This is a genomic window from Micromonospora sp. DT41, from assembly GCF_049841715.1.
GTDB lineage: Bacteria > Actinomycetota > Actinomycetes > Mycobacteriales > Micromonosporaceae > Micromonospora > Micromonospora profundi.
The window spans coordinates 432,685-448,159 of the sequence record NZ_JBNCKU010000001.1; the positions used below are offsets into that span (position 1 = coordinate 432,685).

Sequence of the window (15,475 nt, forward strand, 5' to 3'; positions counted from 1 at the left end):
CCAGGGTGCCGGGGTGGCCGCCTCCTCAGGCCGGTTGCGAGGCTCCTCGTCGGGACGGGTACGGGGCAGCCGGGCGCAGGCCACCAGGCCGATCAGGAGGAAGCCTACGGCGGCGAAGGCCGCGTACCGGGTGGCGTCGGAGAAGGCGATCCGCGCCTCCTCGGCGATCGGTGCGGTACGCGGGTCGTCGGCAAGGCCCCCGATGGCGGCCCCGGCGCTCTCCTTCACCGCAGTGACCACCTGGTCCCGCTGCGCGGCGTCGAGCCCCGGCTGGTCGGCAAGCCGGTCGCCGAGGATGCTGCCGAGGCTGGCGAACAGGACGGTGCCCAGCACTGCGATGCCGAGCGCCGAGCCGACCTGCCGGGCGGTGCTCTGGACGCCGGAGCCTTGCCCGCTGCGCTGCAACGGCACCTCGGACAGCGACACTCCGGTCAGTTGCGCGGTGGCCATGCCGACGCCGATGCCGTAGACGAAGAGGAAGCCCAGCGGCGCCCACCAGCGGGTGTCGGGCGCGACGACGAGCCCCAGGCCGGCGACCCCTACCAGTTCGGCGGCGACGCCGAGCTGGACGACCCGGGCGGCGCCGAGTCGCTGGGTGAGTCGGGCGCCGATGCCGCTGGCGAGGAAGCTGCCGACGGCGAGCGGCAGGAGCGCCAGGCCGGTGGCGAAGGCGCTGTAGCCGAGCACGTTCTGGTACCACAGCGGCAGCGCGAAGAGCAGCCCGAACTCGCCGAGGCTGACGATGGCGGCGGCGAGCACGCCGTTGCGGAACGACCCGATGCCGAACAGCGACAGGTCGAGCAGGGCGGGCCGGCCGGCGCGGTTGCGGCGGAACTGGTGGCCGAGGAAGACGGCGAGCGCCGCGAGGCCGAGCAGACCGGCCACGGGGACGGGCGAGATTGCGAAGGTCCAGTCCAGCCCGAAGAGGCTGAACGGCTTCTCCCGCTGCCACCAGCCGTAGGTGCGGCCCTCGATGAGGGCGAAGACGACGCCGGTCATGCCGATCACGGAGAGCAGGGCGCCGACGATGTCGACGCCCCGTTCGGCGCGGTCGTCGCGGGACTCGGCGACCAGTGCGAGGGTCGCAACGACGACGGCCAGGCCGACCGGGACGTTGATGCCGAACGCCCAGCGCCACGAGTACTCGGTGGTCAGCCAGCCGCCCAGCAGCGGGCCGAGGGCTGCCGCGCCGCCGATGGTGGAGCCCCAGACGGCGAAGGCGATGCCCCTGTCGCGTCCGGTGAAGTTGGCGTTCAAGAGGGAGAGCGAGGTGGGCAGCATCATCGCGCCACCGACGCCCTGGAGCACCCGGGAGGCGATCAAGGTTTCGCCGGAGCCGGCCAGGGCGGCCAGCACGCTTGCCACCACGAAGACAACAACCCCGGTCACGAACATCCGGCGGCGTCCGGACCGGTCGGCGAAGCGACCGGCGACGAGCAGAAGAGCCGCGAAGACCAGGGTGTACGCCTCCTGGACCCATTGCGCGTCCGTGGAGGTGATGTCGAGGTCCCGGATGATCTGCGGGACGGCGACGTTCACGATCGTCGCGTCCACGATGATCATCGCGACGCCCAGGCTGATCGCGAACAGCCCCCACCAGCGTCCGCGCCCGTTCACAGCCATTTCCCGCTCCTTCTAATAGCTAGATTTTCTAGCTACCCGAGCTGCTAGCTTTTACCCATGGCGCGGCCTCCGTCAACCCCGACAAGCGAGACGGCCCGTGCGCTGCACGAGTTGCTCCGCGCAGCCAGCGACACCCGGGGTGCGCTGGCCCGCAGACTGGGGATCGGCACCACCGACGCGGCGGCCATCGACCACCTGATTTCCAGCACCGAGGCGCTCGGTCCGGTCGAACTGGGCAACCGATTGGGCATCCGCTCGGCATCGGCCACCACAGTGGTCGACCGTCTGGTGCAGGCCGGGCACGTACGCCGCGCGCCACACCCCCACGACAGGCGGCGCATCGCACTGGAGGTAACCGAGCACGCCTACGGCGAGGTGCTTGCGGCGCTGCGACCGATGCTCGTCGGGGTGGACCAGGTCGTGGGCAAGCTGACCCCGGAGCAGGCGGCGGCAACCACCGAGTTCCTGCGTGCGGTCACCGAGGTCATGCAGGAGTACGTCGCCACGGCCCCCGTCGACAAGCCGGCGGGCAGCCCGCAGCCCTGACCCGAAACGCTCGGGCGGTCAGTCGAACAGGCGGCGCAGCACCACGCGGGCCGCGTCGCGAGGCTCGGCAGCGGAGAACGCGAGGCTCGGCACCGGAGAACCAGTGTGGCTATTTCGTTTGGGCCCTGACTATCAGGGAGCTAACCTGCTTGGGTGAAACTCGTGACCCTCCAGGACGCTCCGCTCGGCCGACTGCTCGTGGTCGCCGGGCACCTCGTCGGGCAACGGTGGAACCGCTACCTCGCCGAGGACCACGGCCTCACCCAGGCCGGCATGGTGACGCTGATGACGCTCGCCCGACATGGCGAGCTACCGCACCGGCAGGTGGCCGAGCGGTGTTTCGTCCGCCCGGCCACCCTGACCGGCATCGTGGACACGCTTGCCCGCGACGGTCTGGTCGAGCGGCAACGTGACGACAGCGACAGGCGCAGCGTCCGACTCGCCATCACCCCCGCCGGGCGGGAACGGGTGGCCGCGCTCAGCGCGTTGATGCACTCCGGACGTCCTCTCACCTCCATCGACGCCGACCCGGCGAAGGCCCAGGTGATCCGCGAGTTTCTCATCGAGGTCATCGCCAACGCGGACGATCCGCAGATGACCGCGCACATCACCGGATCGGGGGACCCGGCGTGCTGATCCGACTCCTACGCGATCAACTGGGCACCTACCGACGACCGTTGCTGGCGGTGGTGCTGCTCCAGTTCGTGGGCACCATGGCCTCGCTCTACCTGCCCAGCCTCAACGCGGACATCATCGACCAGGGTGTGGCCCGGGGCGACACCGACTACATCGTGCGCACCGGCGGCTGGATGCTGTTGGTCAGCCTGATCCAGATCGTCTGCTCGATCGCCGCCGTCTACCTGGGCGCACGGATCGCCATGGGCTTCGGCCGGGACGTCCGCGCCAGGCTCTTCGGCCACGTCAACCGCTTCTCCGCCCGCGAGGTGGCCCGGTTCGGCGCGCCGTCGCTGATCACCCGCAACACCAACGACGTGCAGCAGGTGCAGATGCTCGTGCTGATGAGCTGCACAATGCTGGTGGCCGCTCCGATCATGAGCGTCGGCGGCGTGGTGATGGCGCTGCGCGAGGACATCGGGCTCTCCTGGCTGATGCTGGTAAGCGTGCCGGTCCTGGCAATCGTGCTGAGCGCGATCATCCGCCGGATGGTGCCGGGCTTCCGGCTCATGCAGACCCGGATCGACACCGTGAACCGGGTGCTGCGCGAGCAGATCACCGGCATCCGGGTGGTTCGCGCGTTCGTCCGTGAGCCGTACGAGACGGATCGCTTCGCAGTGGCGAACGCCGATCTGACAGCCACCGCGCTGCGTACCGGCCGGCTGATGGCGATGATCTTCCCGGTGGTCATGCTGGTGCTCAACGTCTCCAGCGTGGCCGTGCTGTGGTTCGGCGCGCAGCGGGTGGACGCCAACGCCATCCAGGTCGGCGCGCTCACCGCCTTCCTGCAATACCTGATGCAGATCCTGATGGCCGTCATGATGGCCACGTTCATGATGATGATGGTGCCCCGCGCGGCGGTCTGCGCCGAGCGGATCATCGAGGTGCTGGACACCGACTCGTCGGTGGTCCCCGCCGCCGAGCCGGTCACCGAACTACCCACCCGGGCCGAACTGGAGCTGCGCGACGTGCGCTTCCAGTACCCGGGCGCCGTCGATCCGGTGCTGCGGAACATCTCCTTCCGGGCCACCCCGGGCACCACCACGGCGATCATCGGCAGCACCGGCGCCGGCAAGACGACTCTGCTGTCGCTCATCCCCCGCCTGGTCGACGTCACCGGCGGCGCGGTACTTGTCGACGGCGTGGACGTACGGGAGATGGCACCCGAGGAGCTGTGGCGACGGATCGGCCTGGTGCCACAGCGGCCGTACCTGTTCACCGGCACTGTCGCCAGCAACCTGCGCTACGGCAACCCAGACGCCACCGACGAGGAGCTGTGGGCGGCTCTGGAGATCGCCCAGGCCAGCGAGTTCGTGGCCCAGATGCCCGGCGGCCTGGACGCCCCGATCGCCCAGGGCGGCAGCACCGTCTCCGGTGGGCAGCGGCAACGCCTGGCCATCGCCCGGGCGCTGGTCCGCCAGCCGGAGATCTACCTCTTCGACGACTCGTTCTCCGCGCTCGACCTCGGCACCGACGCGCGTCTGCGGGCAGCCCTGCGCCCGGTCACCGCACAGTCCGCAGTGGTGATCGTGGCCCAGCGGGTCTCCACGATCGTCGACGCCGACCAGATCATCGTTCTTGAGGACGGAGGAGTCGTCGGAGTGGGACGACATGCGGAGTTGGTGCAGACCTGCCCGACGTACGCCGAGATCGTGGCCTCCCAGCAGACGGCGGAGGTGCCGGCATGAGCGAGCGCGACGAGCCGCGGACCTCGGCCGTACCCACGCAGAAGCCGGCCGGCGACGAACGGACGCCGGCAGCCGGCGCGACGCGACCCGGCGGCGATGCGGCTGCGCCGAAGCGGCTGCCGCCGGGCCGCCCGGCCGGCGGCCCACACTGGGCTAGCGCCGGGATGCCCGCCGAGAAGTCGATGAACTTCGGGCCGTCCGCGCGGCGGCTGCTCGGCCGGCTACGCCCGCACCGGCTGCATTTGACCGCGATCATCACGCTCGCTGTGGTGAGTGTCGGGTTCAGTGTGGCCGGGCCGAAGATCCTCGGCCACGCCACCGACCTGATCTTCAACGGGGTGATCGGTCGCAACCTGGAGGCGGGCACCACCACCGAGCAGGCCGTCGCGGCGGCCCGCGCCAGCGGCAACGACAGCTTCGCCGACATGCTGGCCCGGATGAACGTCGTGCCCGGGGTCGGGATCGACTTCAACGCTCTGGGTCGGGTGCTGCTGCTGGCGCTCGGGCTCTACCTGGCAGCGAGCGCGCTGTCGTGGTGGCAGGGCTGGCTGCTCAACGGGGTCGTGCAGCGCACAGTGCTGCGGCTGCGCGCCGAGGTGGAGGAGAAGCTCAACCGGCTGCCGCTGCCCTACTTCGACAGGCAGCCGCGCGGCGAGCTGCTGAGCCGCGTCACGAACGACATCGACAACATCTCCACAAGCCTCCAGCAGACCCTCAGCCAGCTGCTCACCTCGCTGCTGACAGTCGTCGGCGTACTCGGTGTGATGTTCTGGATCTCGCCGCTGCTGGCGCTGGTGGCCCTGGTCGCGGTGCCACTGTCGGTGCTTGTCACCCAGCGCATCGCGAAGCGCTCGCAGAAGCAGTTCATCGCGCAGTGGACGCACACCGGCGAGCTGAACGGCCAGATCGAGGAGGCGTACACCGGTCACGAGCTGGTGAAGGTCTTCGGCCGGCAGCGCGAGGTGGAGGCCGCGTTCCACGCCAAGAACGAGGAGCTGTTCCGGGCAAGCTTCGGCGCCCAGTTCATCTCCGGGATCATCATGCCGTCGATGATGTTCATCGGAAACCTGAGCTACGTGGCGATCGCCGTGGTCGGTGGGCTGCGGGTGGCCTCCGGCACGATGAGCCTCGGCGACGTGCAGGCGTTCATCCAGTACTCCCGGCAGTTCACCCAGCCACTCACGCAGCTCGCCTCGATGGCCAACCTGCTCCAGTCCGGGGTGGCCTCGGCCGAGCGGGTCTTCGCGGTGCTCGACGCCGACGAGCAGAGCCCCGACCCGGTCGAACCGGCCCGGGTCGTCGACCCGCACGGTCGGGTCGAGTTCGAGCACGTCTCCTTCCGGTACGAGCCGGACAAGCCGCTGATCGACGACCTGTCGCTTGTCGCGGAGCCGGGGCACACAGTGGCAATCGTCGGCCCCACCGGTGCCGGAAAGACGACGCTTGTCAACCTGATCATGCGCTTCTACGAGCTGGACGCTGGCCGGATCACCCTGGACGGGGTGGACATCACCACGATGCGCCGCGACGACCTGCGCGGCCGGATCGGCATGGTGCTCCAGGACACCTGGCTCTTCGGCGGCACCATCCGGGACAACATCGCCTACGGCCGGCCGGACGCCACCGAGGAGGAGATCCTCGCCGCGGCGCGGGCCACCTTCGTGGACCGGTTCGTGCGGAGCCTTCCCGACGGCTACGACACGGTCATCGACGAGGAGGGCAGCAACGTCAGCGCTGGCGAGAAGCAGCTCATCACCATCGCGCGGGCTTTCCTCGCCGAACCGTCCCTGCTGATCCTGGACGAGGCGACAAGCTCGGTGGACACCCGCACCGAGGTGCTGCTCCAGAGGGCGATGGCGGCGCTGCGCTCAGACCGGACAAGCTTCGTCATCGCGCACCGGCTCTCCACCATCCGCGACGCCGACCTGATCCTCATGATGGAGAACGGTCGCATCGTCGAGCAGGGCACCCACGAGCAACTGCTCGCCGCCAAGGGCGCGTACCACCGGCTCTACCGATCACAGTTCACCGGAGCGGTGGTCGACGAGGAACCGGCCGCCCAGCCGGCGTCGGTGTAGGGCGGACCGCCATGTCGACGGTCCGCCCCGGGCCCACGAGCCGGTCAGCCCGGCGGCAGCAGGTCGGCCGCGCGGGCGGCGACCTGCCCGTTGATCAGGGCGAGCACGTCGGCGACGGGCATCGGATCCAGGGCACGGCCGCCGCGCAAGCGCAGCGCCAACCGCCCGTCGGCCACCTCCCGAGAGCCCAACACCCCGAGGTACGGGATACGGCGGCGAGCCGCGTCCCGTACCCGGCCGCCCAGCGAGCCGGCCGCGTCGACCTCGACCCGCAGCCCGGCGTCGAGTGCCCGCCGCGCCAGCTCGGTCGCCGCGCCGGCCTGCCCGTCGCCCACCGGCAGCAGCACCAGCTGGACCGGCGCGTACCAGGCCGGGAAGGCGCCCTCGTGCACCTCGATGAGGTACGCGAACAGCCGCTCCATGCTGCCCACGAGGCTGCGGTGCACCATCACCGGGCGACGCCGGCTGCCGTCGGAATCGGTGTACGACAGGTCGAACCGCTCCGGCTTGTCGAAGTCGAGTTGGATGGTGGAGATGGTCGACTCCCGGCCGGCAGCGTCGACGATCTGGATGTCGATCTTCGGACCGTAGAAGGCTGCCTCGCCCGGCGCCTCGACGTACTCCACACCGGCGAGCGCGCCCCGGAGCAGGTCCTCGGCGTGGGCCCACTGCGCGTCGTCGCCGACGTACCTGCCGGCCGGTCCGCGCACCGACAGCCGGAAGCCGGCCGGACGGACGCCGAGCGCGGCGTGCGCGGCGCGGATCAGCCGGAGGATCTCGACGACCTCCGCGCCGACCTGGTCCGGCGCGCAGAAGGTGTGCGCGTCGTTGAGCGAGATGGCGCGGACCCGGGACAGCCCGCCGAGCACACCCGAGCGCTCCGAGCGGTACATGCCGCCCAGCTCGGCGATCCGCAGCGGCAGCTCCCGGTAGGAGCGACCCCGGGCGCGGAAGACAAGCGCGTGGTGCGGGCAGAGCGCGGGCCGCAGCACGACCTCGTCGTCGGCGCTCAGTCGCATCGGGGGGAACATGTCGTCGGCGAAGTAGCCGAGGTGCCCGGAGAGTTCGAACAGTTCGCGTTTGCCAAGCGGCGGCGAGTAGACGTGCTGGTGGCCGGACCGGCGCTCCAACTCACGGACGTACTCCTCGACGGCGTGCCGGGCTGCGGCACCGGCCGGCAACCAGATCGGCAGGCCGGCACCGGCAAGCGGATCGGAGACGAAGAGGTCCAGCTCACGTCCGAGCCTTCGGTGGTCGATCATGTCGCGCTCCTGGATCGGGTACGACCCGAGGGCGACCTGGACTCCGAACGCCGCGCGGCCCTCGGGGGCGGATCGCCCCGGGGCCTTGTCGACTGTGGTTACGTCAGAGCGGCACGCCGGGGACACCCGGCGTCGTGGTCACTCTCACCGCGCTGCGCATGCGGCGACGCTACCGGCCGGGCGGAGAAGGACGCACCCGGTTTTGCGGCAGCCGGAGAGGGGGTGGGCCGCCGGCGCGGGACCCGCCGGCGGCCCGGGGCAGCCCGAGTCGTCAGGAACGGGGGACCCGACGGGCTCGGCCGCGCCGACAACGGTACGCCGACGAGGGCCGATCCGCCGACCGCCTCGGACGCCGTGCGTCAACCCGGGAGTCGTCACCTAAAGATGGTTCAACTCGTTGTATCTGGGTGGCCTGTGGTGTCGACGGTCACGACGGGACGGGGCCGTGCACGGTGACGCCGGGCACGACGTCAGGCTCGACACACACAATCGGCCGCATCCGGCGAGGTGGCAGGCGTGCCCGAACTACTGACTGACGTCGCGTCACCGACGTGGGCGTACCTGGTGCTGCTCGGATTGCTGATCGCCGACGCCTTCGTTCCGGTGATCCCCACCCAGCTCATCATGATCACCAGCGGTGCGCTCACCGTGTACGGCGGCCTCAGCCTGCCGGCAATCATCGCCGTCGGCGCGCTCGGCGTGTTCGTCGGGGACCTGGCCTGCTACCTGCTCGGTCGAAGCGCGCCGGATCGACGGGCACCCCGGCACACCGAGCTGAGCCGCGCCCGCCGGGTGGCCAGCCGGGTCACGCAGGGTCTGCGGCAGCCCGGGCCGATGGTCTTCCTGCTCTGCCGGTTCGTGCCCGGGGGACGCATGGCGGCGTGCTTCTCGGCAGGCCGCAGCCGGTACCCGTACCGGCTGTTCCTGCTCTACGAGGGCGTGGCCGCGCTGGCCTGGGCCACCTACGGCGCGATGGTGGGGCACCTGGGCGGCACGGCACTCACCCAGTCGGCGTGGCGCCTGGCCATCATCGCCGCCGCAGCAGCGGTCGGCTTCGCTGCGGCAGGATGGGCGATGACGCTCATAAACGCCCGTCACGCCCGCACCGCCGCCGCAGCCGCCGCAATCCCCCGCGATCTTGCACTTTGCGCCCCGACGAATGGTGTGAAGCGCGCAGAACGGCGACCTAAGGTGCAAGATCGGCGAGGTTGCCTCTAGGGGTGGTTTCTGGGGGCCATGTCGGTGGCTGTCCCGGATCCGGCTCGGGTGCTCGCGGCGACAGGCTGGGTCATGCCTGGAACCCGGTACACCGGACTGCTGGCCCTCGGCGGGATCGCCCTCGCGGCCCTGCTCACAGTGATCGGTCATCTTGAGGTCGACCACCTCGACCCATGGACGTTGACGATCAGCGACTTCGCCGTCTCCGACCGGGGTGGGGTCATCGACGTCGCAATGGTGGTGCTCGCGCTCGCCAGCGCCGCGCTGCTGTACGGGCTGCGCCGCACCGGCCCGCCCCGCCCGCGCACACGGGCCGGCCGGGCCACCGACTTGCTGCTCGTCGCGTGGGTGGCCGGACTGCTGCTGGCGGCGGTGGTGCCGACAAACGACCCGGGCACTCCCATGACCACCGCCGCCTACCTGCACCGGTACGCCTCGGTGGTCGCCTTCCTGGCGCTGCCGGCCGCCGGTTGGCTGCTCGCCCGCCGGCCCGACGTGGCACCTGCCGCAGGGATCGTGCGCGCCCTGGTCATGCTCAGCCTGGCCCTGGCCGCAGCGATGATCTGGTCCGCCTACCCCGGCGACCGAGTCCTACTGGGCCTGATCGAGCGCCTGCTGATCCTGACCGAAGTAGCTGTGTTAGCGACCCTGGCGGTGCTCCAAACCCGTCCCCTGGTCGATCATGGAGTTGTGGTGCCCCGCAAAAGGGGTGCGCCCGCGTAAACCGGCCACCACAACTCCATGATCGACGAGAGCTGGGGTTACTCCAGCTCGTGGAGCATCAGCTGGCGGGCCGCTTCGGTGATCGAGCCCGACAGGCTTGGGTAGATCGTTATTGTCTGGGCCAGCTCGTTCACTGTCAGGTTGTTCTCCACGGCCAGGGTGATCGGCAGGATCAGCTCGCTGGCCTTCGGCGCGACGACCACACCGCCGATCACCTGCCCGCTCGCCGGCCGGCAGAACAGCTTCACGAAGCCGTCGGACAGGTCGTCCATCTTGGCCCGCGCGTTGCCCGACAACGGCAGCATCACCGGCCGGGCCGGGATCTTGCCCGCGTCGACCTCGTCCTGCGAGACACCCACGGTGGCCAACTCCGGGTCGGTGAAGACGTTCGCCGAGACCGTCCGCAGCCGCAGCGGCCGCACCGCCTCGCCCAGGGCGTGCCACATCGCGATCCGGCCCTGCATGGCGGCGACGCTTGCCAGCAGCAGCACACCGGTGCAGTCACCGGCGGCGTAGATGCCGGGAACGTTCGTCCGGGAAACCCTGTCGACGGTGACGTAGCCACCCCGGCCCAGCTCCACGCCGTACTCGGCCAGGCCCAGGTCGGCGGTGTTCGGGATCGAGCCCACAGCGATCAACGCGTGCGAACCGGTGACCTTGCGGCCGTCGGACAGTTCCACCTCCACCCCGTCGGCGGTACGCCGGACCGCGTCGGCGCGCGAGTTGTTGAGGATTGTCATACCCCGGTTGCGGAACACCCGCTCGATGGCGGACGCCGCGTCGGCGTCCTCGTGCGGCATCACCCGGTCCCGGCTGGACACCAGCGTGACCTGGACCCCCATCGCCAGGTACGCGCTTGCGAACTCGGCGCCGGTCACGCCGGAGCCGACCACGATCAGGTGCTCGGGCAGCTCCGGCAGGTCGTACACCTGGCGCCAGGTCAGGATGCGCTCGCCGTCCGGCACGGCGGTCGGCAGCTGGCGGGGCGTCGAGCCGGTGGCCACCAGCACGGTGGACGCGGCGATCGAGTATTCCTCGCCTCCGTCGGCCGGGGTGATGATGACCATGTGGGTGTGCCCGAGGGCGTCATCGCCCAGCCGGGCGGTGCCGGCCACGAAGGTGACCCCCGCCTTGAGCAGCTTGGCGTGGATGTCGGCGGACTGCGCCAGCGCCAGGCGCTTGACCCGCTCGTGCACGGCCCGCGCGTCGACGGTGACCGCCTCCAGGCCGTCCGAGTGCACCCCGAACTCCTCGGTGTCCCGGTAGCCGGTGACCACCTGCGAGCTGGCGATGAACGTCTTCGACGGCACGCAGTCGGACAGCACGCAGGCCCCGCCCGCGCCGTCGGCCTCCACCACGGTGACATCGGCGTCCAGTTGGGCGGCGACGAGCGCCGCCTCGTACCCGGCCGGCCCACCGCCGATGATCACGATCCGGCTCACAGCGTTAGCCCTTCGTTGATGCTCACAGTGACTTTCTTCTCCCGAACGCACCCGACACGCACAGTCGTATTCTCCCCCACCCGTCCGCCGGGCTATCGTCATCGCCGTGCGTCATCACGCCGCCTACGGCTCAAACCTCGACCCGGCCCGGATGCGGGCCTACTGCCCGCACTCGCCCATGGTGGGCACCGGCTGGCTGGAGGGGTGGCGGCTGACCTTCGCCGGGGAGGACGTCATCGGCTGGGAGGGCGCGGTGAGCACCGTCGTCGAGTCCCCCGGTGACCGGGTGTTCGTGGCGATCTACGACATCCACCCGTATGACGCGGCCCAGCTCGACGAGCTGGAAGGGGTGACGGCCGGCACGTACCGCAAGCTGCACGTCCGGATCTCCACCCTCGACGGTGACGTCACCGCGTGGATCTACGTGTTCGACGGTTACGAGGGCGGGCTGCCGACCGCCTGGTACCTCTCCGAGATCGCGAACGCCGCCGAGAAGGCGGGTGCGCCCGACGACTACGTCACCGAGCTTCGCTCCCGTCCCACCGGCACCGCCTCGGCCTGACCGGGTCCCCCCGCAGCCTCTGAGCGCCTTTCGCACCCGAACAGTCTGCAACCGTCGCCGGCCGGGCTGGTCGGCGGGCCGGTCGAGCGTCGTCAATCACACACCGGCGGCCGGGACGACCCGCTCGTACATGTCGCTCCACCAGGTCTCCCGCAGGCCGACAGAGCGGTAGAGCGACACCGGGGCGGTCGGGTTGGTGAGGTCCACACCCAGGCCGGCGGAGACCCGGCCCTTCTCGGCGTAGCGGGCGAAGGCGCGGCGCAGCAACGCCGCACCCACCCCACGCCGACGGTACGCGGGCAGCACCGACAGGGTCTTCACGAAGCCCTCCTGCTGCTCCAGCCCCTGGTCGGAGGACTGCAGCGCGCCGGCGAGCACCCCGTCCACCTCCGCGACGAACCACTCGTCCCAGGCGGTCACGTCGCCGATGCGGGCCCGCCACCGCTCGTACGACAGTGACTCGTGATCCGGGGTGTCGCCGAAGGAGGTGTCGTGGACCCTGTGGAACTCCCGCAGTTCGGCCTCGTCGTCGGGTCGGACCGGGCGCACTGTCACCCCGGCCGGCGGGGGCGGCTCGGCCGGCAGGTCGGCCAATGGGCGGTTCATCCGGACGTACCGTTTGGCGAGGGTGAAACCGCTCTCGCGCAGAATCCGTTCCCAGTCGCGTTCGGGTGCGAAGACCGCGCACCGGACGGTGAGCGCCGGCAGCCCCCGCTCGGCGGCGCGCTCGGCGACCCGGTCGAGTTGCCGGGCCAGCAGCGGCGCGCGGACGATGCCCGCCTGGGCCGGGTCGACGTAGACCTCCACGAATTCCCGGCCGACCCCTGTCGGATTGTCCACCGTCGCCCAGCCGACCACTGTGCCGTCCGGATCCACCGCCAGCCAGGAGTCGCGGGCCGGGTCGACGTAGGGGGCGGTCAGCGACGCCTCCACATCCTCGGCGTCGAAGTCGGGGTGGCCGATGGCGAAGGTGTCGGCCGCGTGCACGACCGTGAGGATCGCCGGTACGTCGTCGAGGATGGGCCGGCGCATGGTCCAGCCAGCGGGAAGCGTCACGGCAGCACATCCTGACAGCCGATCGTCGACGGTGCCGCCCATTTTTCGCGCTGTCGCGCGCGCCGGGCCCTTTCAGGCGAGGGCTCCCGATCAGATCTTGAGTACGTCCACGTCGTACAACGGTATCGATGCGTCGCGGGTGGCCAGGGTCAGATTCTCGGTGATCGCCTGCGCCACGAGCATGCGGTCGAAGGGATCGCGGTGGTGCGGTGGCAGGCGACCGGCGACGATGGCGTGGGCATGGGTCACCGGCAGTTCACGGAAACCCAGGTCCCTTACCCGCTCGGCGAGATCCGAGGGCCCCGCAAGCTTTCCCGCGCGCTGCTTGATGGTGATCTCCCACAGGCTGACCGGGGAGAGGACGATGTCCGGGTCGTGGCGCAGCCGGTCGAGGAACTCGGCGCCGAGGGTCGGATCGCCGGTGATGGCCCAGAGCGCCACGTGGGTGTCCAGCAGCAGGGTCATGCGCCGATGCCGAAGTCCGCAGCGATCTCGGCGTTCGTCTCGTCGGAATCCCAGTCGCCCGTGAGGTCGAGTTGCCCGGCGAGGGAGCCGACTGCCGTGCGGTTGACCCGCCGCACCAGCGGCACGACCTTCGCCACCGGGGTGCCCGCCCGGTCGATGATGATCTCCTCGCCGCGTTCCACCCGTTCGATGATGCGCGACAGATGGGTCTTGGCCTCATGCATGTTGTAGTGCACGGCCTCGCTCGACATGACTTCCTCTCCTCGGTTAGCTAAGACCCTAGTCTAGTCCGCTCCGCCCGGATGCGCGTAGTTCATTGAGCTGCCTGCGGCTCGGCCCGCTCAGGCGAGGGTGGAGCGGGTGTGGTGCAGCAACTCCACAAATTCTGCGCCGTCGCGGGGGCCGAGTGCCTCGAACGCATGCGCTGCCAACCGGTTCGTCACCGCCTCCGCCCAGAGGCGTCGACGCACAAGCGGCCCGATCGGCGGGTACGGCGGTGGCCAGCCGCACGCCACCGCGCCGGCCTCCCCCTCCGGCCCGGCCAGCACCGCCTCCAGCGGCGTCATGCCGGCCGCGCGCACCGCCAGCAGGTACGCGCCGGTGAAGTGTTCGCGGAGCACTCGCAGCCCGGCCGCGCTCCGGGCTCCCGGGGAGAGGTCCGGCAGCGGCATGGCCCGCCAGGCGGCGAAGAGCGGCATTCCGCTGGCGTTCGCGGCAACGACCGCCTGCTCGACGAGCCCGGCCAGCCGCTCGGCCCCCGGCAGCGCGCCCAGCCGCTCCGCCCCCCACCGGCAGCACTCGGCGAGGCTGGCGGCGGCCACGTCGGCCGGCGGGAGGACCCGGGCTGCGGCGTCCCACCCGTCGGCGACCGCGTCCGGGGCGACGAAGCCGATGGCCGCGGCCGCTGTCTCCGCGCGTACGTCGCCGAGCGCTCCGGCCCGGCCGCTGATGTAGAACGCCCAGCCGGAGATGCCGAGCAGTCGGGCCCGGCGCAGCGTGCTCGGGCATCTGCTGAACGCGTCACCGAGATCGAGAACGACGGGTTTGCTGGCGGCGGCGAGCTGCTCCGGCGTCATCCGGGCACCCCCCGGAGGCGGCTCGGCACGCCCACGGCGGCCCCGGCCGGAGCGTGACGGCCCCGTTCCTCGTCGTCCATCGATGCTCAGTCTGCCGCGCCACCGCCCGCGTCCGCATCCCCCTCTTCGGCCACCAGCGCCTCGACGGCGGCCTCGACCTCACCCGCGCGTCGGCGGGCCACTGTCACGGCCCGCTCAGCCGCCCGCCGAGCCAGCCGGGCCCTGCTGAGATCCTGCTCCGCGACGGCCCGCCGCCGCTCCAGCTCGGCCAACTCGGTCTCGATCCCGTCGAGGACGGCGACGCCGTCCTGCTCCTGCCCGGTCGCCTCGGCCAGCTCGGCCTCGGCCTGCTGCTGGTCGGCGTGGGCGCGGTCCAGCTCCCGGTCCAGTGCGCGACGTCGGCGTGCCCGCTCGGCCTGGGCCGCCCGCTGCGCCGCGCGTTCGGCCTGCGCGGCACGTTCCCGGGCCGGGTCGGCGCGAGGGCCCGCGGCGCGTGTGCGCTGAGCGGCGGGGCGAGTTTCCGGCTCCGGCTCGTCGTCGTCGCCGGTGACCAGCCGCAGCTGCGGTCGGGGCACCTCGCCGAAGCCTGCGTAGTGAGCCGACCGGAGCAGCCGCCCGGCCCGGACCTGCTCGGCGACCTCGCTGTCGGAGAGCGCCGCGTTCAGTGTCGCCTCCACCTCGCCCAGCGGCAGCCGGCTGGCCGGCGGCGCCTCCGGCTCGGCCGCGGCGAGCTTGCGAACCTCGGCGACAAGCGCGCCGACGACCGCCCGGCGCTGGGCCGACAGCTCCCGCAGCCGGGGCCCGCGCAGCTCCCGCTGCGCTACCCGCAACGAGTCGGCGAGCTGGACCAGGTCGGCGACAAGTTCGGGACGGTGGATGGCGAGCAGGTTCACCAGCCACGCGGCGACTGTGGGGCGGCGGAGCCGGGCCAGTTGGCGGGCTGTGCCCGGGTCGCCGGCCTGCCGCGCCTCGGCCACGGCGGCGTCCCGGGCGGCCACGAACCGGTCCGGTGGGGTGCGGTAGAGCTGCTGCACCAGCTCCGAGGGCGGGCCGGGCATCGT

At 71.2% G+C, this 15,475-nt stretch carries 14 protein-coding genes and 1 pseudogene; 7 read left to right on the plus strand and 8 right to left on the minus strand.

Annotated features, from left to right (window positions below; translation table 11 throughout):
- Positions 1-6: 6 nt before the first annotated feature.
- Positions 7-1,623, minus strand: a pseudogene (locus ACLQ23_RS01930) (DHA2 family efflux MFS transporter permease subunit); the annotation flags it as partial.
- Positions 1,624-1,680: 57 nt separating this feature from the next.
- Here ACLQ23_RS01930 and ACLQ23_RS01935 point away from each other — a divergent pair.
- The 4 genes from ACLQ23_RS01935 to ACLQ23_RS01950 all read left to right on the plus strand — a co-directional run bounded on the left by ACLQ23_RS01935 (position 1,681) and on the right by ACLQ23_RS01950 (position 6,610).
- Positions 1,681-2,169 (plus strand): MarR family winged helix-turn-helix transcriptional regulator, encoded by a 489-nt coding sequence (locus tag ACLQ23_RS01935; protein ID WP_355592520.1) that lies wholly within the window; start codon positions 1,681-1,683, stop codon positions 2,167-2,169.
- 153 nt (positions 2,170-2,322) lie between these two features.
- The gene (locus ACLQ23_RS01940; RefSeq protein WP_355592522.1) at positions 2,323-2,805 is read left to right on the plus strand and encodes a MarR family winged helix-turn-helix transcriptional regulator; all 483 of its coding nucleotides are present in this window, start codon (positions 2,323-2,325) and stop codon (positions 2,803-2,805) included.
- Positions 2,799-4,532, plus strand: coding sequence for an ABC transporter ATP-binding protein (locus ACLQ23_RS01945; protein ID WP_355592524.1), 1,734 nt, complete (start codon positions 2,799-2,801; stop codon positions 4,530-4,532). Before ACLQ23_RS01940 ends, ACLQ23_RS01945 begins: the two co-directional genes overlap by 7 nt.
- A 164-nt stretch (positions 4,533-4,696) precedes the next feature.
- Entirely contained in the window at positions 4,697-6,610 is a 1,914-nt protein-coding gene (locus tag ACLQ23_RS01950) for an ABC transporter ATP-binding protein (protein WP_355592845.1), read from the plus strand.
- Between the two features lie 44 nt (positions 6,611-6,654).
- Here the strand turns inward: ACLQ23_RS01950 and thrS are convergent, their stop codons facing one another.
- A complete protein-coding gene (gene thrS / locus ACLQ23_RS01955; protein ID WP_355592526.1) occupies positions 6,655-7,872 on the minus strand; it encodes a threonine--tRNA ligase in 1,218 nt (405 codons plus the stop codon).
- A 516-nt stretch (positions 7,873-8,388) separates the two neighbouring features.
- On the opposite strand from thrS, the gene ACLQ23_RS01960 reads away from it, so the two are divergent.
- Together ACLQ23_RS01960 and ACLQ23_RS01965 are read left to right on the plus strand one after the other, a co-directional pair.
- The gene (locus ACLQ23_RS01960; RefSeq protein WP_355592528.1) at positions 8,389-9,090 is read left to right on the plus strand and encodes a DedA family protein; all 702 of its coding nucleotides are present in this window, start codon (positions 8,389-8,391) and stop codon (positions 9,088-9,090) included.
- A gap of 72 nt (positions 9,091-9,162) precedes the next feature.
- Positions 9,163-9,813: a DUF998 domain-containing protein gene (locus ACLQ23_RS01965; RefSeq protein ID WP_355592530.1), complete on the plus strand. Its 651-nt coding sequence runs from the start codon at positions 9,163-9,165 to the stop codon at positions 9,811-9,813.
- Positions 9,814-9,851: 38 nt separating this feature from the next.
- Here ACLQ23_RS01965 and ACLQ23_RS01970 read toward each other — a convergent pair whose 3' ends face one another.
- Positions 9,852-11,255 carry an NAD(P)H-quinone dehydrogenase gene (locus ACLQ23_RS01970; RefSeq protein ID WP_355592532.1) on the minus strand — a complete coding sequence of 468 codons (1,404 nt, stop codon included), beginning with the start codon at positions 11,253-11,255 and terminating at the stop codon, positions 9,852-9,854.
- Positions 11,256-11,361: 106 nt separating this feature from the next.
- Between ACLQ23_RS01970 and ACLQ23_RS01975 the strand changes: the two genes are divergently transcribed.
- A complete protein-coding gene (locus ACLQ23_RS01975; protein ID WP_132233291.1) occupies positions 11,362-11,817 on the plus strand; it encodes a gamma-glutamylcyclotransferase in 456 nt (151 codons plus the stop codon).
- Between the two features lie 96 nt (positions 11,818-11,913).
- Here ACLQ23_RS01975 and ACLQ23_RS01980 read toward each other — a convergent pair whose 3' ends face one another.
- From ACLQ23_RS01980 to ACLQ23_RS02000, 5 genes are all read right to left on the minus strand, one after another.
- Positions 11,914-12,873, minus strand: coding sequence for a GNAT family N-acetyltransferase (locus ACLQ23_RS01980; protein WP_355592534.1), 960 nt, complete (start codon positions 12,871-12,873; stop codon positions 11,914-11,916).
- 90 nt (positions 12,874-12,963) lie between these two features.
- On the minus strand, positions 12,964-13,338 hold the full coding sequence (locus tag ACLQ23_RS01985) for a type II toxin-antitoxin system VapC family toxin (protein WP_355592536.1): 375 nt from the start codon (positions 13,336-13,338) through the stop codon (positions 12,964-12,966).
- Positions 13,335-13,589 (minus strand): type II toxin-antitoxin system Phd/YefM family antitoxin, encoded by a 255-nt coding sequence (locus ACLQ23_RS01990; RefSeq protein ID WP_355592538.1) that lies wholly within the window; start codon positions 13,587-13,589, stop codon positions 13,335-13,337. Before ACLQ23_RS01990 ends, ACLQ23_RS01985 begins: the two co-directional genes overlap by 4 nt.
- A gap of 90 nt (positions 13,590-13,679) precedes the next feature.
- The gene (locus ACLQ23_RS01995) at positions 13,680-14,414 is read right to left on the minus strand and encodes an SCO6745 family protein (protein ID WP_355592540.1); all 735 of its coding nucleotides are present in this window, start codon (positions 14,412-14,414) and stop codon (positions 13,680-13,682) included.
- Between the two features lie 86 nt (positions 14,415-14,500).
- Positions 14,501-15,472 carry a hypothetical protein gene (locus ACLQ23_RS02000; RefSeq protein WP_355592542.1) on the minus strand — a complete coding sequence of 324 codons (972 nt, stop codon included), beginning with the start codon at positions 15,470-15,472 and terminating at the stop codon, positions 14,501-14,503.
- Between the last annotated feature and the right edge of the window lie 3 nt (positions 15,473-15,475).